Genomic DNA, 16954 nt, shown 5'->3' with positions numbered 1-16954 from the left:
GGTCGCGTCTATCGGCCGATTCCGTTCAGCTCTGCAATGTCGGTGGTTGAAAGGTCCAGGAAGGCACCGGAGATGTTCTCCCTCAGGTGTGCCTGTGACGACGTGCCGGGAATCAGCAGGATGTTGGGGGAGCGGCGCAACAGCCAGGCAAGCGCTACGGACATGGGGCTGGTACCGAGCCGGGCCGCCACCGCCGAAAGGGCTGCCGACTGCAGCGGGCTGAATCCGCCAAGCGGGAAGAACGGGACGTAGGCCACGCCGTCCCGTGCCAGAGAATCGATGAGATCGTCGTCCCCGCGGAAGGCGAGGTTGTACATGTTCTGTACGGAGACGATGGGGGTTATGCTCCTGGCCTCTGCGACCTGTTCGGGCAGAGCATTACTGACCCCGAGATGGCGAATTATGCCGTCGCGCTGCAGCTCGGCAAGGGTTTCCATTGGCTCGGCTATGGACCCCGGCACCGTGCCCCGCGCATCGCCTGCGCGGAAATAGACGAGATCCAGTGTGTCAAGACCGAGTGTTTCAAGGTTTTCGACGACGGCGCGGCGCAGCTGGCCGGGCCGGCTCGCCGGGACCCATGACCCTTGTTCGTCGCGGACAGCTCCGACCTTCGTGGCCAGGTGCAGACGGTCCGGGTAGGGATAGAGCGCTTCACGGATCAGACGGTTCGTGATGTTGGGGCCGTACGCCCCGCTCGTGTCGATGTGCGTGATGCCGCTCGCCGCCGCTTCCTGCAGGACGGCCAGCGCGCCGTCGCGGTCTGGTGGAGGGCCCATAACCCCCGGTCCGGCCAGTTGCATTGCACCGTATCCAAAGCGGCTGAGTGCAAGGTTGCCGATAGTCCAGGTGCCGCCCGGAAGGGATCTAGTCGAAGAATTCATGTTCTGCCATTTCATGCGGAGGAAGGTGGTGTTCTGAAGCGGGTTACTCCAGTATTGGCACGGAACTTTGCGTGTGGAAGACGGCACCTTCGGGTGCCTAGGTAACCCCGAAGGAACAGGAGCAGCGCAGTGGCAACTATGACGGCGGCCGAAAAACGGGAAGAATCCAAGGCCCGGTACAACGCCTTCCTGGCAGCGTGTCCCAGCCGCCAGCTGCTGGACCGTATTTCGGACAAGTGGGTCATGCTGATCCTTTCGGCCCTGGGGAGCGGTCCCGGTTGTGACGGTCATCCGCAGCCGATGCGTTTCTCAGAGCTGTCGCGGGTCCTGGCCGGAGTGAGCCAGAAAATGCTGACCCAGACTCTGCGGTCATTGGAGCGCGACGGACTGCTCACCCGGACTGTCACGCCGACCGTGCCGGTGACGGTTACCTACGAACTCACGGCCCTTGGGCTGTCCCTCCACCAGCTGCTGCGCGGCTTCAAGGGCTGGGCGGAACAGCACATGGAGGAGGTATTCGCCGAGCGGACCGCTTATGACGCCCGCGGCTCCGCGACAGCGGTCAGCAGCGGTCCGACCGGAGGGGCGTGAACGGTGGGCACCATTTCGCTGGACTTGTTCCTGACACTCGACGGTGTTTATCAGGGTCCCGGCGGCGCGGAGGAGGACACCTCCGGGGGCTTCACGCTCGGAGGCTGGCAGGCCGCCTTTGCCGACGCCGAATCCGGCAGCGCGATCATGGCCGGCATCAATGAGATGGACTCCCTGCTGCTGGGCCGCAGGACCTACGACATCCTTGCCGGGTACTGGCCGGAGCGGGGGAACTCCAACCCGATCGCGGAGAAGTTCAATGCCCTCCCGAAGTACGTGGTTTCCCGGACCATGGACAGAGCGGACTGGGAGCGGACCACTGTAATGTCCACCGCGGAAGAGGCTGCCGCGCTGAAGGACCGGCACGGGCACATCCACGTTGTGGGCAGCGGCGCCCTTGCCGGGTCGCTGCTGGCGGCCGGGATCCTGGACCGGCTGAATCTCTTCCTGTATCCGATAACGCTGGGCACCGGGAAGCGGGTGTTTTCCGGCGACGGCGGTGTCCCGGCGGCGTTCACACTTGCGGAGCCGCCACAGGCCTTTCCTTCCGGGGTGCTGCGGTTGGTCTATGACCGTAACGGGATGCCGGTAACAGGGCTCGACGCCGGCGAATAGGTCCTACCGGACCAGGCAGAAATCAGTCCCGGCGCGCTTCAGCAGCTTCCGTGCTCATGGCCGCAGCGGCCCGGTAGCGCCGGTTCCGGGCTGTCAGGATCACCGCACCGATTGTCGCCGAGATGACGGACCCGACGATCACCCCAACTTTCATTTCCCCGGCTGCGTCACTGGCGGCATCGTAGGAGAGTTCCCCGACGAGCAGGGAAACGGTGAAGCCGATGCCGGCGATGAAGGACATTCCGATGATGTCGATCCAGGACAGCGACTTGTCAATGACGATGCCGCGGAGGCGCGTGACGAGGAACGTTCCCGCCGTGATGCCGATGGCCTTGCCGAGCACCAGACCTCCGATGATACCCAGCGCAATGCTGCTCCCGAGCGAATCGAGCAGCCCGCTGAAACCACCCACGGTGACGCCGGCGGAGAAGAACGCGAAGACCGGCACGGCGAATGCGCTCGAGAAGACGGACCACTTGTCAGCGAAGTGGGCTGCCATGCCCTCGTACAGGGGCGAACCGTCGTCCTTGGTGCCAACCCGGACCTTGGCACGGCCCTTCGCGACGACCGGAACCATGAAGCCGAGCAGGACGCCGGCTACGGTGGCGTGGACCCCGGAGGCATGGATGAGAGTCCACACCGCGACGCCGAGGGGAATCAGCACCCACCAGGACCGGACACCGCGCTGGACGAGGACCGCAAATACGGCCAGCGGGACCAGGGCGGCAAGCAGCGGCACGAAGGCAATGCCGTCGGTGTAGAAGATGGCAATGATGGAGATGGCGAGCAGGTCATCCACCACGGCAAGGGTGAGCAGGAAGGTGCGCAGTGCGGGAGGAAGGAACCGGCCAACGACGGCGATCACGGCCACCGCGAAGGCGATGTCCGTGGCGGCCGGGATGGCCCAGCCATTCAGCGCGTCACCGCCGGCGTTCAGGTTAATGACCGTGAAGATCAGGGCGGGAACCGCGACGCCGCCGATTGCGGCGACAATCGGAACGAGGGCTGTGCGCGGGTCCCGCAGCTTGCCGGCAACGAATTCTTCCTTGAGCTCGAGCCCGACAACGAAGAAGAACACGGCCAGCAGGCCATCGGCGGCCCAGGCGGCGACGCTCAGGTTCAGGTGAAGGGCTTCGGGACCGAAGGAGAATTCCCGCACCTCCTCATAGAAACCGGCGAGGCGCGAGTTGGCAAAGACGAGGGCCAGGACGGTGGCCCCGAGAAGCAGGGCTCCGCCGGTGGTGTCCTTGGCAAGTGTCTGGTGGACGCCGCGCCAGATTGCATGCGGGCGCTGGTTGTCCGGAAGGGCATGGGGGGATGAGGGCATGACGTGCTCTTTCGTGCGCTGTACCTGAAGTGGGCAGAGTGCACCTGAAGAACCTGGTGTGGGTGTTTGGCAGGTGCGGAATCAGGTACGTGGCGGCGGGCAGCCGGCGATTTCTCCGTGCGCGTTGGTGCCCCATGAGCTCATCCAGCCGTTGGTTCCGCTGGCCCGTTTCGCCAGCAGCAGCCGCTTCAGGTACGCCCCCAGCGCCTGCGTCGAGGCAGGCTGGGCCTGGCGGCGTCGGGCAGTCATGCACTCCACCTTACCAAGGTTGCTGATATCCCCGGAAAGAAGGCGGCAGCGGATACCTGCTACTACGGCGCCAGTACGGCGGCCGCCCGTTCCAGGGATCCCGGGACGATCGAATAGTAGGCCCAGACGCCGCGCTTTTCGCGATGAAGGATGCCGGCATCCACGAGGATCTTCAAGTGATGCGACACCGTGGGCTGGCCCAGGCCGATCGGCTCGGTCAGGTCGCAGACACACGCCTCCCGGTTCTCCTGGGCGGCGATGATGGACACCAGGCGAAGGCGGGTAGGCTCCGCCACCGCCTTGAGCAGCTGGGCAAACTGCTGGGCCTCTTCAACGCTGAGCACTTCCTGCGTCAGCGGGGTGCAGCAGTCCGCAGCAGGGCTTTCGGGGGAGGTCTCAACAGCGTTCACCCGACCATTATGCCCATAGATTGACATTCGTCGATATCTGCGCGGATACTCAACATCGAAAGTCATCGATGTTTTCCGATGGCAACTCTCCACACTCTGCACTCAAGGAGCCCCGTGACCCACCCCGCGCTGCCGGCAGCCGCCGACCGGACTGACCGGAGGACGGCCCTGAGGCTCTCCACACTGGACCGGCTGCTGCCCGTCTGGATCCTGGCGGCTATGGCTGCGGGCCTGCTGCTTGGCAGGTTTGTTCCCGGCATCGGACCGGCGCTGGACTCGGTCAAGGTGGCAGGGGTGTCCCTGCCGATCGCCCTGGGCCTGCTGGTGATGATGTACCCGGTGCTGGCAAAGGTGCGGTATGACGAAACCCGAACGGTGGTCGCGGACCGCAAACTCATGCTCACGTCACTGGTGCTGAACTGGCTGGCCGCACCGGCCTTTATGTTTGCCCTGGCCTGGATCTTCCTCCCGGACCTGCCGGAGTATCGCACCGGCCTGATCATCGTGGGGCTGGCACGCTGCATCGCCATGGTTCTGATCTGGAACGACCTCGCGTGCGGCGACCGGGAGGCTGCCGCGGTCCTGGTGGCGATCAACTCCGTCTTCCAGGTCCTGGCCTTCGGCGCGCTGGGCTGGTTCTACCTCCAGGTCCTGCCCGGCTGGCTGGGACTGGAGACCACCAGCGTGGAGTTCTCCTTCTGGGCGATTACCCTGAGCGTTCTGGTGTTCCTGGGCATTCCGCTGCTGGCCGGATTCCTCACACGCGCCCTCGGTGAGAAGGCACGCGGCAGGGAATGGTATGAGGACCGCTTCCTGCCCAGGCTGGGCCCTTGGGCACTTTACGGACTGCTGTTCACCATCGTGCTCCTGTTCGCGCTGCAGGGTGACGAGATCACCTCCAACCCGCTCGACGTCGTGCGGATCGCCGTTCCGCTGCTGGTCTACTTCACCGTGGTTTTCGGAGCCGGCATGCTGCTGGGCAAACTGCTCGGGCTCGGATACGCCCGTACCACCACCCTGGCCTTCACCGCTGCGGGGAACAATTTCGAACTCGCCATTGCCGTGGCCATCGCCACCTACGGGGTGACCTCCGGGCAGGCGCTGGCCGGCGTCGTCGGACCCCTGATCGAGGTCCCAGTCCTCGTTGCCCTGGTTTATGCCGCCCTTTGGGCCCGCAGGAAGTTCTGGCCCGTCCAACCCGCCGTCCTCGTATCCGCACCCGCCGAAAAGAGCACCCAGTGAAGCCGTCTTCAGCCCGGGAAAAGCCCTCTGTCCTGTTCGTCTGCGTCCACAACGCCGGGCGCTCCCAGATGGCCGCGGCCTACCTGCGCGTCCTCGGACAGGGCCGGATCGAAGTCCGCTCAGCCGGATCCGCCCCCGCGGATAGCGTCAACCCGGCCGCCGTGGAAGCGATGGCGGAAGACGGCATCGACATGTCCGCGGAACTGCCCAAGGTGCTGACGGTTGACGCCGTCCGGGATTCCGACGTCGTGATCACCATGGGCTGCGGCGACGCCTGTCCCGTCTTTCCCGGCAAACGCTACGAGGACTGGCAGCTGGCGGACCCGGCAGGCAAGGGTGTGGAGGCCGTCCGTCCCATCCGTGACGACATCAAGCACCGCATCCAGCTGCTCATCACCGACCTGCTGCCTGCAGCCTAAGAACCTCAGTTAAGGAAAACTCCAGTGTCTAAGATCCAACCATCCGAACTGCCAGTCGCCGTCCTTGGGGCCGGTCCCGTTGGACTGGCCGCCGCGGCGCACCTGCTCGAGCGGGGCCTGACCCCGGTCATCTTCGAAGCAGGTGCCTCTCCGGCCGCGGCGGTGGCAAGCTGGGGCCACGTCCGGCTGTTTTCGCCCTGGCGCTACAACACCGACGCCGCTGCCCGCCGGCTGCTGGCGTCCACCGGCTGGCAGGAGCCGGAGCCGGATGAACTCCCGACCAGCGCCGAACTCTTGAACCAGTACCTTCGCCCATTGTCCGAGATCCCGGCGTTAGCCGCCGCAATGCATACCTCCAGCGAAGTCATCGCGGTCAGCCGGGAAGGCCTGGACAAGACCCGCAGCGCAGGCCGGGAGACGGCGGCGTTCCTGGTCCGTGTGCGCACGGCAGACGGCGTGGTCACTGACCATCGCGTCCGCGCAGTCCTTGATGCGTCCGGGACCTGGCACACTCCCAATCCGCTGGGCCAGGCCGGACTCCCTGCCCCTGGCGAAACCGAGGCACATGCGGCTGGTTTCATCACGGATCCGCTGCCCGACGTCACTGGCAGCATCCGGGCGCAGTTCGCCGGGCGGCACGTCCTGGTGGTCGGGGCAGGCCATTCGGCTGCAAACACCCTGCTGTCCCTTGGCGAACTGGCCGAGCGGGAACCGGGGACCCGGATCAGCTGGGCCATCCGAAGCTCCAGTGCTGCAGGTGTTTACGGCGGCGGAGATCTGGACGGGCTGCCGGCCCGCGGTGCCCTTGGCAGCCGGCTGCGCTCCCTGGTTGAGGACGGCCGGATCGAGCTGCACACGTCCTTCACGATCACCGGGTTCGAATCGGCGACCACCCTGACTGTCCTGGGAACCACGCCCGACGGCAGGAAAGAGCTGAAGGTGGATCTGCTGGTCCCGGCCACGGGTTTCCGGCCGAACCTGGACCTGCTGCGCGAGATCCGCCTGGACCTGGACCCTGCCGTTGAAGCGCCGCGGCAGCTTGGTCCGCTCATCGATCCTGAGTTCCACAGCTGCGGCACCGTTGAACCACACGGAGCGCGGCTGTTGTCCCATCCGGAGAAGGATTTCTACATTGTGGGCATGAAGTCCTATGGGCGGGCTCCCACGTTCCTGATGGCCACCGGCTACGAGCAGGTCCGTTCCATCGCCGCTGCCCTCGCGGGGGACCAGGCTGCAGCAGACAATGTGGAACTCGTGCTGCCCGAGACGGGGGTGTGCTCCACGGACGCAGGCAGCAGCTGCTGTGACGCTCCTGCGGAGGCTGCCCCTGCGGCATCAGCGGAGTCCTCCTGCTGCGCTCCCGCCGAGGAGGCTCCCGCCGTTGCAAGTGCGGAGTCCTCCTGCTGCGCTGCTCCGGAACCGGCCTTCCTCGGCATCCCCACCGGCCTGCAGCACGGCCGTTCCGGAGGACTGTCCTGACCCACACGGATCCGCACCTCGCTCAATCGCGGTGGGCAGCCCCGCGGGTCAGCGCCAGATATCCGCCCAGAAAACCCGCACCTGCCATCACCACGTTGCCGGCGACGGCAAGCCCGCGCCCTGCATTGGATTTGCCGCGGAGCCGGGCGATAAGTGAGCCCATCATGAGGAACGAAGCGATGTCGGTCCCAAGCGCGTGGACGGCACCGGTCCGCCGGTCCGTGCCGGTGAGGTATTTCCAGTCGTTGGCACCCGAGAACGCCGTAGGTATGGACGCCGCGATTCCTGCTGCTAGCAGAAGGCCTGCGGAACGGCGGCCGCCAGCGCCACCGGAAAAGTCAACAATGCTGGCGGCCGCCCAGCAACCGATGGGCAGATCGGTGAGGATCGGGTGAACCGAGTGGCCCGCCAGGCTCCGGTTCAGGACGGTTCGGGGGACCCAGTCCAGGATAGGTTTGTAGAACCTGGACTGCAGATCCGCAGCCCGTTCAGCGAAGGCACTGTCGCTGATCGTCCGGATGAGCTGCTGCGATGCTGGTGGCTGATTCACGCCGGTCAGGCTACGCCCGCGAAACCCGGCTGCCTAGGGTGGGCATGGACTTGGTGCAACAGCAAGCCCCCCGGGGATTCCTGCTCAACCTTCGGTGAGTTACAGGTGTTTAGAGCCCTTCTGGAGAAACCTTCGTTGAGTTAACGTCGCTTTAAGAGCTCCAGTGCAGCGTCAACCCACCGATGGTTTCGTGATTCACGGGCAAAGCAGCGTTATTTCCCCGAAGGTTTGCTGCTGCTCAAGAAGCGCGAGGGCACGTACAGCAAAAGCGCCGGACGGACCGGGTTAGGCGGCTTTATTGCTCCTTGCTAGCCCTGCGAGCACAGGATATTCGTTGACCTAAGTCCGATGGCCCGCATGCTAGCGTGATCGCACAGTTCGATTCTCAGCGATGGAGGCATCAGTTCATGGGGGACAAACGTGCTGCCTGGCCGACCGCCACCGGGTGGGTGGTGGCAGGGGTCTGCGTCGTGTGTGCCGCCGCGAGCATCGTCCTTATCGTCCTCGACGCGCCACAAAGCGTCCGCCTCATTCCGTCGGGCCTTGGATTGGCTGCCGTTCTGGGCATACTTGTAGCCCTCCTAATGCAGAGAGCTCGCGCCAAAGATCCTGAGACGCCGGACGGACCGGGTTAGGCGGCAGGAATGCCGCCCTTCCGTTTCCGCCCCGGATGCGTTCAGGCTCAACCTTCGGTGCGATACAGCTGCTTAGGACCCCTCTAAAAAACCTTCGGTGAGCTAACGTCGCTTTGAGAGCTCCAATACAGCGTCAACCCACCGAGGGTTTCGTGATTCACTGCCTAAGCAGCGTCATCTCCCCGAAGGTTTGCTGCTGCTCAAGAAGCGAGACGGTACGCATAACAAAAGCGCCGGACGGACCGGGTTAGGCGGCAGGAATGCCGCCGCTCCGGTCCGCCCGGCGCTTGACAAGCGCGCCAAGCAGATAGAACGAACTAGGAAGCAGCCACCGGAACAGCACCGGCGTTGAAGAGCTTCCCGTTCACCCGGTTAGAGGCACCCACCCGGTCCAGGTACGGCGTGATGCCGCCCAGGTGCATCGGCCAGCCCGCGCCCAGGATGACGCAGAGGTCGATGTCTTCCGGACCGGCCACCACTCCTTCGTCCAGCATCATGCCGATTTCCTCAGCCAGGGCGTCCTGCGTGCGGCGCAGGACTTCCTCGGAGGTGGAGGGCGAGTCGCTGAAGGTCAGCAGGTCGAGGGTTTCCTGCGGCACGTAGGGCTTGCCGTCCTCATCCTTCTGCCAGAGCGATTTGATGCCGGCATCGATCAGCTTCTGCGAGTTTTCTGAGACATGGAACCGGTCGCCGAAGGCTGCGTGCAGGGACTCCTGGACATGCTGTCCGACCGGCAGACCGACGAGGGCCAGCAGGTTGAACGGGGTCATCGGCAGGCCCATCGGACGCAGCGCGTTGTCAGCAGTGGCGGCGTCGGTGCCCTCGTCGAACACCTTGGTGATCTCGCCGAACATGCGGCCGAGGATGCGGTTGACCACAAACGCAGCCGCGTCCTTCACCAGCACTGCGGTCTTCTTCAGCTGCTTCGCCAGAACGAACGCGGTGGCCAGCACGGCGTCGTCGGTCTTCGGGGCGCGCACAATCTCCAGCAGCGGCATCACGGCCACCGGGTTGAAGAAGTGGAAACCGACCACGCGCTCGGGGTGCTGCAGGTCCGCCGCCATTTCGGTGACGGAGAGTGAAGACGTGTTGGTTGCCAGGATGCACTCGGGGGAGACGACTGCCTCCACCTCGGCGAAGACCTGCTTCTTGACGGACATTTCCTCGAACACGGCTTCAATCACAAAGTCAGCGTCGGAGAAGGCTTCCTTGGACACGGATCCGGTGACCAGCGCCTTGGTGCGGTTCGCGGCGTCGGGGGAGATGCGGCCCTTGCCGAGCAGCTTGTCCACCTCCGCGTGGACGTAGCCCACGCCCTTGTCTACGCGCTCCTGGTCGATGTCCGTCATAACCACGGGCACCTTGAGCTGCTTGGCGAACAGCAGCGCCAGCTGGCTGGCCATCAGGCCTGCGCCGACGACGCCGACCTTGGTCACCGGACGGGCAAGCTTCTTGTCCGGTGCGCCGGCGGGACGCTTGCCGCGCTTCTGCACCAGATCCAGGAACGCGTACACGGTGGACTGGAACTGCGGGGTCTGCATCAGTTCGGCCAGTGCGTCGCACTCTGCTTCGCGGGACTGCTCGCGGGTCCAGTCCTTGCCGGCTTCGAAAATGTCCAGCACCTTCGCCGGGGCCGGAGCAGCGTTGGAGGTGCGTGCTTCCACGAAGGCGCGGCCGGCGGCGACGGCGGCGTCCCAGCGGTCGCCCACTTCGGAAGGCTCGACGGCGTTGGGCCGCGTGACGGTCTCCGCACCGGTGATGACGCGGGAGGCCCAGGCGAGGGACTGCTCCAGGAAGTCGGCCGGCTCGAACAGGGCATCAGCAATGCCGAGCTTGTAGGCCGCGGGGCCGGAGAGCGTGCGGTTGTTGCTCAGCGGGTTCTCGATCATCACCTTCACGGCGTTTTCGGGGCCGATCAGGCGGGGCAGCAGGTAGACGCCGCCCCAGCCCGGTACCAGTCCGATGAACGCTTCCGGCAGTGCCAGGGCACCCGCACCGGTGGAGACCGTGCGGTAATCGGACTGGAGAGCGATCTCCAGTCCGCCGCCGAGGGCGACGCCGTTGATGAACGCGAAGCTGGGAACGCCCAGCGTGCCGAGCTTGCCGTAAACCTCGTGGCCGAGAGCAGCCATGGCTACGCCGTCCTCGTACTCTGCCAGGGTCTTCACTGCTGAAAGGTCGGCCCCGGCCACGAGGTAGTGCGGCTTGCCGGTCACGCCGACGCCCACGATCTCGCCCTTGGCAGCGCGTTCCTTCAGCTCATCCAGCACGCCGCCGAGTTCCAGCAGCGTGTTCGGACCCAGCGTGGTGGGACGGGAATGGTCGACGTCGTTGTCCAGGGTGATGAGGGCGAAGGTGCCGGCACCTCCGGGCAGCTCCACATCGGAAACGTAGGAGTGGGTGACAACCTCGTTCGGGAAAAGCCCGGCCAGGCGCTGGTAATCAGGTGCTGCGGTCATTACTTCGAAGCCTCCGTGGACTCGGTGTTGTACTCGGGGTGGTTGGGGTTCTCCCAGATGACGGTGGCGCCCATGCCCAGGCCGATGCACATGGTGGTCATGCCGTAGCGGACCGAGGGGTCTTCCTCGAACTGGCGGGCCAGCTGAGTCATCAGTCGCACGCCGGAGGAGGCCAGCGGGTGCCCGACGGCGATCGCGCCGCCGTAGCGGTTCACGCGGGGATCGTCGTCGGCAATGCCGAAGTGGTCCAGGAAGGAGAGCACCTGGACAGCGAAGGCCTCGTTGATCTCAAACAGGCCGATGTCCTCGATGGTCAGGCCGGTCTGCTTCAGCGCCTTTTCCGTGGCGGGCACCGGTCCAATGCCCATGACTTCGGGCTCCACGCCGGCAAAGGCGTAGCCGACCATGCGCATCTTCACGGGCAGGCCGAGTTCCTCGGCGGCGTCCGCAGACGCAAGGAGGGCCGTGGTGGCGCCGTCGTTCAGTCCGGAGGCATTGCCGGCGGTGACGCGGCCGTGCGGACGGAAGGGGGTGCGCAGGGTGGCGAGGTCCTCGACCGTCGTTCCCGGGCGCGGTCCTTCGTCAACCGTGCTCAGGGTCCAGCCGGCCCCGGTCTTCTTGGTGGCAACGGGAACCAGGTCCGGCTGGATCTGGTTGCCGGCGTAGGCCTTGGCGAGCTTTTCCTGGCTGGCGGCGGCGTACGCGTCGGTGCGTTCCTTGGTGATGTCCGGGAAACGGTCGTGCAGGTTCTCCGCAGTGTTGCCCATGTTGAGTGCTGCCGGATCCACAAGGCGCTCGGTAACGAAACGGGGGTTGGGATCTGCGCCGTCACCCATCGGGTGGTGGCCCATGTGTTCCACGCCGCCGGCAATGACGACGTCGTAGGCGCCGAAGCCAATTCCGGACGCCGTGGTGGTCACGGCCGTCATGGCACCGGCACACATGCGGTCAATGGCGAAGCCGGGAACCGTGCGGGGGAGTCCGGCCAGCAGCGCGGCGGTGCGGCCGATGGTCAGGCCCTGGTCGCCGGTCTGGGTGGTGGCGGCGATGGCTACCTCGTCTACCCGCTCGGGCGGCAGGGAGGGATTCCGGCGCAGGAGTTCACGAATGCACTTGACCACCAGGTCATCGGCGCGTGTGTCGGCGTACATGCCCTTCTCGCCGGCGCGTCCGAAGGGGGTCCGAACGCCGTCGACAAAAACGACGTCCCTGATCTGCCGTGCTCGGCTTTGTGGGCTCACGTACTGCTCCTCTTTGAGATGTGGATTAGCTCTCGCTCAATGTTACTCGCGGGTAACTTAGGCTGCAAGGGCCAGGGGCGGGACCTTGCCCGCCCCTGGCCCTGCAGTTAGGTTACGGCGCGGCTGCGGGCTGTTCGACAGGGATGCTGAAGGTTTGCCCGCCGTCAGCGGAATGTTCCAGCCCGGCGTCGGTCATAACCCAGATTTGCAGCCCGTTTTCCGTCTCGGCAGCTGCGACCGCGGCGGGATAGCCCAATACGCTGCCTGCCGGGTCCCAGCTTTGCCCGCTGTCCGTGCTGATCCGGATTCCTCCATCGGGCAGTACGCCAACCAGGCGTGACTCCGTCACCGCAGCGAGCATGATCACCGGTGCATCCGGAAGCGGGCTCCAGGTGAGGCCGGAGTCGTTGGAAACCAGCGGTCCGTCCTCGGTCGTGGCGAGAACCAGCGGGCCCGACGGCGATCCGGCCAGGCTGTGCGGCGTGAACTGCGCCGGTGCATCGGTCCACGAGCGGCCGTCCGCGCTGAGCCGGAGCGTGCCATCGAACCCGATGATTCCGCCGCTGGCGACAGTGAGGGCGTGGAAGTCGGATTTGCCGGCCAGTGACTCCCGTGTCCAGTCCTCCCCGTCGGCGGAGCTGATGAGCCCAACCGGATCCGGCAAATCGACTCCTGGCCCCGGATGCCCCGAGGCCAGGTAAACGCCGTCGCCGTCAACGGTGAAGCCCATCAGATCGATGTTTGCCCCGGTGGGATGCAGCTCGCTGCCGGAGACTTCGTAGATGCCCTCATGCGAGGCGATTAACACGTCAGTGGTTCCCGGTTTGAGGGCCAGTGCATGGACGTGGGTGGGATAGGACGGTTTGGCCGTTTCCTGTCCGTCCCCGCCGTCCTGGGCGCATGCGGCCAGCGTGAAGAGGAGGGCAGTTGCGGCGCTTGCGGCGGTGAGCCGGCGCCGGCGGGAGATGTGGTGAATGGTCATGGTGGTTCCAATCGAACTGGTGCGGATTCTCGGGGCAGAGGCGGTTAGAAGTCCCGCAGCAGCGCTTTCATCTGCTCGATCTCAGCGTTCTGTTCCGCTGTGATCGCCTCCGCCAGTTCGACGGCGGCGGCGTTCGCCCCGGCTGCGGCCTCATCCTGGGCCATGTCCACGGCCCCTTCGTGGTGGGCGATCATCTGGGTCAGGAAAAGTTGGGCAGCCTCCGTGCCCTGTGCCTGCTCCAGTGCCGCGAGATCCTCGTCGCTGAGCATTCCGTCCATCATCATGGAGTGCCCGTCCATCGGCGCCGCCGGCTCATTCCAGTCCTGGAGCCAATCCTCCATCTTCTGGATCTCCGGACCCTGCGCCGCTTTGATCTTCCCGGCCAGCTCGGCGATGCGGGGATCCAGTCCTTCCTTGGCGAGCATGATGTCGCTCATGGTGATGGCCTGTTCGTGGTGCGGAATCATCATCTGCGCGAACATGGTGTCCGCACTGTTGTTCTCCGCCGTGCCGCCGGATGTTTCTTCCGCATGGTGGCTCATGCTGCCCGCAGCGCCGGGGGTGGAGCCCGGGGCGTCAGGGGTGCTGCAGCCTGCGAGGAGGAGGGCAGCAGCAACGGCTGCCGCGGGGAAAAGGGCATGGTTGTTCATGGTGGGTTCCTTCATGAGAACGATCTGGGACTGTGCATTCAGCCCTGCGCACCGGAGAAGGGTGCGCAGGATGGGCCCGGGCATAGGGCCGGAGCCGCGGATTTTACGTACGGCTGATGCAGAGCTGATCGAGCGAAGGAGTGGGCACCGGGGCCACTGCCCTGGGCAGGACCGAAGGCGGGCCGGTGTTGTCCGGACCGCGGAGCAGCCGCAGGGGATCGAGCCCGAGTACGGCGGCAAGGCTGACCAGGACCAGGAACAGGACACAGAGCCCTGCCATGCATCCCGCGGGCCCGCATTGGGCGCAGCCTTCCGCATGATGCCCGCCGGCGGGCGCCGCGGTGCCTGTGTCAGGCGATGGGCCGGCACTGTGCTCCTGCGCGGAGGGGGCAGAGGCATGGGCGGCCGTGTGGTCCGCGGCCGGGTAGGGGCCGGCTACCATGTGCATCCCCAGAATGCCGGCGAGTATCGAGAGCAGGCCCAGCGCCGGGATCACGAGCCGCGGAAGCGACCGGACATGCACTGTCCGGGCAGCTACGGTGCGGATGGCGGCCCTCATGATGGCAAGGAGTCTAGCAGCGAAAAACGAGGGAGCCGGAACCGCGCAGTGCGGTTCCGGCTCCCGGGACAGGTGCTGCTATACGGTGGTGGCGTCCTGGACTTCGCCCACCAGCTCTTCAATGATGTCCTCGAGGAACAGGACACCGGTGGTGTTGCCTTCGGCGTCGAATACGCGGGCCACGTGGGATCCGGTGCGGCGCATCGTATCCAGGGCGTCCTCCAGCTCGCTGCCGCGGAACGCCGAGGCGAGGCGGCGGATGCGCTTGGCCGGAACCGGGGCGTTGAACTTCTCCGCCGTGTTCAGGTCCATGACGTCCTTCAGATGAAGGTAGCCGGTGAGCCCGCCGTCGGCGTCGGCCAGGATGTAGCGCGAGTAGCCGTGGCTGCCCACCGCCGCCTGGATGTCCGCCGGTGTCGGCTGGGCCGGAACCAGCACCATGTCAGCCAGCGGCACCTCGACGTCGGCAACCGTCTTCGAGGTGAACTCGAAGGCGTTGGTGAGGGCGCCGGTTGCATCGTCCAGCACGCCTTCACGGGTGGACTGCTCCACGATCGTGGCGACCTCATCCAGTGTGTAGGTGCTGGTCGCTTCATCCTTGGGCTCCACCTGGAACAGACGGAGCACGCCGTTGGCGATGGAGTTCAGGGTCCAGATGACCGGCTTGAAGATCTTGGCCACGAGCACCAGCGGGGGAGCCAGGAGCAGGGCCGCGCGGGTCGGAACGGAGAAGGAGATGTTCTTGGGGATCATCTCGCCTGCCACCACGTGCAGGAAGGTGACCAGCAGCAGCGCCACGATGAAGGCTGTAATGCTGATGGCCTCCGGGGTCAGCGGCGTATTGGCCAGCGGAATTTCGAGCAGATGGTGGATGGCCGGTTCGGACACGTTCAGGATCAGCAGCGAACAGACGGTGATGCCGAGCTGGCTGGTGGCCAGCATCAGGGTGGCATGTTCCATCGCCCACAGGGTGGTCTTGGCGGCCTTGCTGCCCTGGGCGGCCTTGGGCTCGATCTGGGATCGGCGGGCGGAAATGACGGCGAATTCGGCACCGACGAAGAAGGCGTTCACGGCCAGCAGCACGAACAGCCAGATGATGCCGGGCAGATACTCACTCATGGATGGCTTCCTTCGTCAGGGTGTCGACTAGGCGGTCGTGCGCGCTGCGCGGTGATTCCGAGCCGGGGCTGGGGGTGAAGCGGAGCCGTTCGATGTGGGTTCCCACGACGCGCTCGACGCGCAGGACGCCGTCGTCGACCTCCACTTCGTCGCCCAGTTCGGGCATCCGGTCCAGGCAGTGCGTGACAAAGCCGGCCAGCGTCTCGTAATCCTCGCCTTCCGGTACGGTGATTCCGGCGCGGTCCAGGAGTTCGTCCGGCCGCAGCGAGGCATCGAAGGTAACCGAGCGTCCGGTGCGGACAACGCCGACGCGTGCGCGGTCGTGCTCGTCCTCCAGCTCGCCGACGATCTCCTCCACGAGGTCTTCGAGGGTGACGACGCCGGCGGTTCCGCCGTGTTCGTCGGTCACCACCGCGATCTGCAGGCCCTGGCTGCGCAGGATGCCCAGCAGGGAGTCAACGCCCATGGATTCCGGAACACGAAGCGGCGGGACCATCACGTCTGCCGCCGTTGTGGCGGCACGTGCTTCCAGCGGCAGGGCGAAGGCCTGCTTGACGTGCAGTACGCCCAGGATGTCGTCCGAGTCGCGGCCCAGGACCGGGAACCGGGAGTATCCGGTGGAGACGGCGATCGCGATGATGTCCTCGGCTGTGTCCGTTGCCTGGACGCCGACCATGCGCACGCGAGGGGTCATGACGTCTTCAGCGGTGTGGTCGCTGAACCGCAGGGTGCGGTGCAGCAGCTCGGCGTGGTCCTGGTCCAGCACGCCTTCCAGGGCGGAGCGGCGGACGAGGAAGCTCAGTTCCTCGGCACTGCGCGCACCGGAAAGCTCTTCCTTCGGCTCAATGCCGAAGGAGCGGATGACCTTGTTGGCCGTGTTGTTGCAGACCAGGATGACGGGCTTGAAGACGGTGGTGAAGAGAGCCTGGAACGGAACGACCACCTTGGCGGTGGCCTTGGGCAGTGCCAGGGCGAAGTTCTTCGGCACCAGTTCGCCGATGATCATCGAGAGCAGGGTGGCGACGGCGATGGCGATGACTGCGCCGGTGCCGCCGACGACTGCTTCCGGGATGCCAGCCGAGAGCAGCGGGCCGCGGAGCAGGGCGCTGATGGCCGGTTCAAAGGTGTAGCCGGAGAGCAGCGTGGTCAGGGTGATGCCCAGCTGGGCGCCTGAAAGGTGGGTCGAGGTGATCTTCAGGGCCTTGATGGTCGGTCCAAGGCGCTTTTCCCCGGCGGCCTGGCGGGCCTCCAGGTCACTGCGGTCGAGGTTGACCAGGGCGAATTCGGAGGCCACGAAGAGGCCGGTACCGACGGTCAGCAGGAGGCCAACGCCGATCATGAGCCATTCATACATGGGGCTGCCCTCCTAGAACCAAGTCGTCTGGCACACAGGAGGGCATGGGTTTATGAGAAGGATCGTCCATAGTAGCCAGAATCCTACGGGCTTTTCCTAGGAAAATCCTGAAAAGGCCTAGCCAGAGGGCAGCCGGCGCGAATCCTGCATGCCTGCTGTCACAAAAATGGCTCGGCCGGTGTCCTATGTGCG

Annotated in this window: 17 protein-coding genes; 5 read left to right on the top strand and 12 right to left on the bottom strand. The window is 65.5% G+C overall.

Translation table 11 applies throughout. The features are described from left to right. Positions 1-8: 8 nt before the first annotated feature. Entirely contained in the window at positions 9-896 is an 888-nt protein-coding gene (locus NGB94_RS06870; protein WP_418910616.1) for an oxidoreductase, read from the bottom strand. Positions 897-1019: 123 nt separating this feature from the next. Here NGB94_RS06870 and NGB94_RS06865 point away from each other — a divergent pair, with 123 nt between their 5' ends. Both NGB94_RS06865 and NGB94_RS06860 read left to right on the top strand, forming a co-directional pair. Then, entirely contained in the window at positions 1020-1472 is a 453-nt protein-coding gene (locus NGB94_RS06865) for a helix-turn-helix domain-containing protein (RefSeq protein ID WP_325790022.1), read from the top strand. A gap of 3 nt (positions 1473-1475) precedes the next feature. Beyond that, on the top strand, positions 1476-2087 hold the full coding sequence (locus tag NGB94_RS06860) for a dihydrofolate reductase family protein (RefSeq protein WP_325789871.1): 612 nt from the start codon (positions 1476-1478) through the stop codon (positions 2085-2087). A gap of 22 nt (positions 2088-2109) precedes the next feature. Here the strand turns inward: NGB94_RS06860 and nhaA are convergent, their stop codons facing one another. The 3 genes from nhaA to NGB94_RS06845 all read right to left on the bottom strand — a co-directional run bounded on the left by nhaA (position 2110) and on the right by NGB94_RS06845 (position 4100). Then, positions 2110-3414, bottom strand: coding sequence for a Na+/H+ antiporter NhaA (nhaA, locus tag NGB94_RS06855; RefSeq protein ID WP_325789870.1), 1305 nt, complete (start codon positions 3412-3414; stop codon positions 2110-2112). Between the two features lie 81 nt (positions 3415-3495). Then, positions 3496-3663 (bottom strand): hypothetical protein, encoded by a 168-nt coding sequence (locus NGB94_RS06850; protein ID WP_325789869.1) that lies wholly within the window; start codon positions 3661-3663, stop codon positions 3496-3498. 62 nt (positions 3664-3725) lie between these two features. Continuing rightward, positions 3726-4100 (bottom strand): metalloregulator ArsR/SmtB family transcription factor, encoded by a 375-nt coding sequence (locus NGB94_RS06845; protein WP_325789868.1) that lies wholly within the window; start codon positions 4098-4100, stop codon positions 3726-3728. 51 nt (positions 4101-4151) lie between these two features. Here NGB94_RS06845 and arsB point away from each other — a divergent pair, with 51 nt between their 5' ends. From arsB to NGB94_RS06830, 3 genes are read left to right on the top strand one after another with little or no spacing between them, the layout of a single operon-like run. After that, complete coding sequence (arsB, locus tag NGB94_RS06840; RefSeq protein ID WP_418910615.1) at positions 4152-5315, top strand: ACR3 family arsenite efflux transporter; 1164 nt, start codon at positions 4152-4154, stop codon at positions 5313-5315. Then, positions 5312-5734 (top strand): arsenate reductase ArsC, encoded by a 423-nt coding sequence (locus NGB94_RS06835; RefSeq protein ID WP_325789866.1) that lies wholly within the window; start codon positions 5312-5314, stop codon positions 5732-5734. Before arsB ends, NGB94_RS06835 begins: the two co-directional genes overlap by 4 nt. A gap of 24 nt (positions 5735-5758) precedes the next feature. After that, the gene (locus tag NGB94_RS06830; protein WP_325789865.1) at positions 5759-7213 is read left to right on the top strand and encodes an FAD-dependent oxidoreductase; all 1455 of its coding nucleotides are present in this window, start codon (positions 5759-5761) and stop codon (positions 7211-7213) included. Between the two features lie 22 nt (positions 7214-7235). Here NGB94_RS06830 and NGB94_RS06825 read toward each other — a convergent pair whose 3' ends face one another. The 8 genes from NGB94_RS06825 to NGB94_RS06790 form a co-directional block, all read right to left on the bottom strand. Continuing rightward, complete coding sequence (locus tag NGB94_RS06825) at positions 7236-7763, bottom strand: DUF2231 domain-containing protein (RefSeq protein ID WP_325789864.1); 528 nt, start codon at positions 7761-7763, stop codon at positions 7236-7238. 952 nt (positions 7764-8715) lie between these two features. Next, positions 8716-10857 (bottom strand): 3-hydroxyacyl-CoA dehydrogenase NAD-binding domain-containing protein, encoded by a 2142-nt coding sequence (locus NGB94_RS06820; RefSeq protein WP_325789863.1) that lies wholly within the window; start codon positions 10855-10857, stop codon positions 8716-8718. Continuing rightward, a complete protein-coding gene (locus tag NGB94_RS06815; protein WP_325789862.1) occupies positions 10857-12098 on the bottom strand; it encodes a thiolase family protein in 1242 nt (413 codons plus the stop codon). Before NGB94_RS06815 ends, NGB94_RS06820 begins: the two co-directional genes overlap by 1 nt. 112 nt (positions 12099-12210) lie before the next feature. Continuing rightward, positions 12211-13080, bottom strand: a complete 870-nt coding sequence (locus NGB94_RS06810) for a F510_1955 family glycosylhydrolase (RefSeq protein ID WP_325789861.1) — start codon at positions 13078-13080, stop codon at positions 12211-12213. A 44-nt stretch (positions 13081-13124) separates the two neighbouring features. Next, entirely contained in the window at positions 13125-13730 is a 606-nt protein-coding gene (locus NGB94_RS06805) for a DUF305 domain-containing protein (RefSeq protein WP_325789860.1), read from the bottom strand. Positions 13731-13833: 103 nt separating this feature from the next. Further along, on the bottom strand, positions 13834-14289 hold the full coding sequence (locus NGB94_RS06800; protein ID WP_325789859.1) for a DUF6153 family protein: 456 nt from the start codon (positions 14287-14289) through the stop codon (positions 13834-13836). 78 nt (positions 14290-14367) lie between these two features. Further along, entirely contained in the window at positions 14368-15408 is a 1041-nt protein-coding gene (locus tag NGB94_RS06795) for a hemolysin family protein (RefSeq protein ID WP_325789858.1), read from the bottom strand. Then, positions 15401-16762, bottom strand: a complete 1362-nt coding sequence (locus tag NGB94_RS06790; protein WP_325789857.1) for a hemolysin family protein — start codon at positions 16760-16762, stop codon at positions 15401-15403. Before NGB94_RS06790 ends, NGB94_RS06795 begins: the two co-directional genes overlap by 8 nt. Positions 16763-16954 lie beyond the last annotated feature (192 nt).

This window comes from Arthrobacter koreensis (assembly GCF_035792275.1).
In the GTDB taxonomy this organism is placed as follows: Bacteria; Actinomycetota; Actinomycetes; order Actinomycetales; family Micrococcaceae; genus Arthrobacter_B; species Arthrobacter_B koreensis_A.
This window is presented reverse-complemented; position numbering and strand designations above follow the sequence as displayed.

Excerpts from the sequence above, each read along its gene's own strand:
- NGB94_RS06870 (WP_418910616.1), bottom strand. The coding sequence starts at position 896 with ATGAAATGGCAGAACATGAATTCTTCGACTAGATCCCTTCCGGGCGGC.
- NGB94_RS06865 (WP_325790022.1), top strand. The coding sequence starts at position 1,020 with ATGACGGCGGCCGAAAAACGGGAAGAATCCAAGGCCCGGTACAACGCC.
- nhaA (WP_325789870.1), bottom strand. The coding sequence starts at position 3,414 with ATGCCCTCATCCCCCCATGCCCTTCCGGACAACCAGCGCCCGCATGCA.
- NGB94_RS06850 (WP_325789869.1), bottom strand. The coding sequence starts at position 3,663 with ATGACTGCCCGACGCCGCCAGGCCCAGCCTGCCTCGACGCAGGCGCTG.
- NGB94_RS06845 (WP_325789868.1), bottom strand. The coding sequence starts at position 4,100 with ATGTCAATCTATGGGCATAATGGTCGGGTGAACGCTGTTGAGACCTCC.
- arsB (WP_418910615.1), top strand. The coding sequence starts at position 4,152 with ATGGCAACTCTCCACACTCTGCACTCAAGGAGCCCCGTGACCCACCCC.
- NGB94_RS06820 (WP_325789863.1), bottom strand. The coding sequence starts at position 10,857 with ATGACCGCAGCACCTGATTACCAGCGCCTGGCCGGGCTTTTCCCGAAC.
- NGB94_RS06810 (WP_325789861.1), bottom strand. The coding sequence starts at position 13,080 with ATGACCATTCACCACATCTCCCGCCGGCGCCGGCTCACCGCCGCAAGC.
- NGB94_RS06805 (WP_325789860.1), bottom strand. The coding sequence starts at position 13,730 with ATGAACAACCATGCCCTTTTCCCCGCGGCAGCCGTTGCTGCTGCCCTC.
- NGB94_RS06800 (WP_325789859.1), bottom strand. The coding sequence starts at position 14,289 with ATGAGGGCCGCCATCCGCACCGTAGCTGCCCGGACAGTGCATGTCCGG.
- NGB94_RS06795 (WP_325789858.1), bottom strand. The coding sequence starts at position 15,408 with ATGAGTGAGTATCTGCCCGGCATCATCTGGCTGTTCGTGCTGCTGGCC.
- NGB94_RS06790 (WP_325789857.1), bottom strand. The coding sequence starts at position 16,762 with ATGTATGAATGGCTCATGATCGGCGTTGGCCTCCTGCTGACCGTCGGT.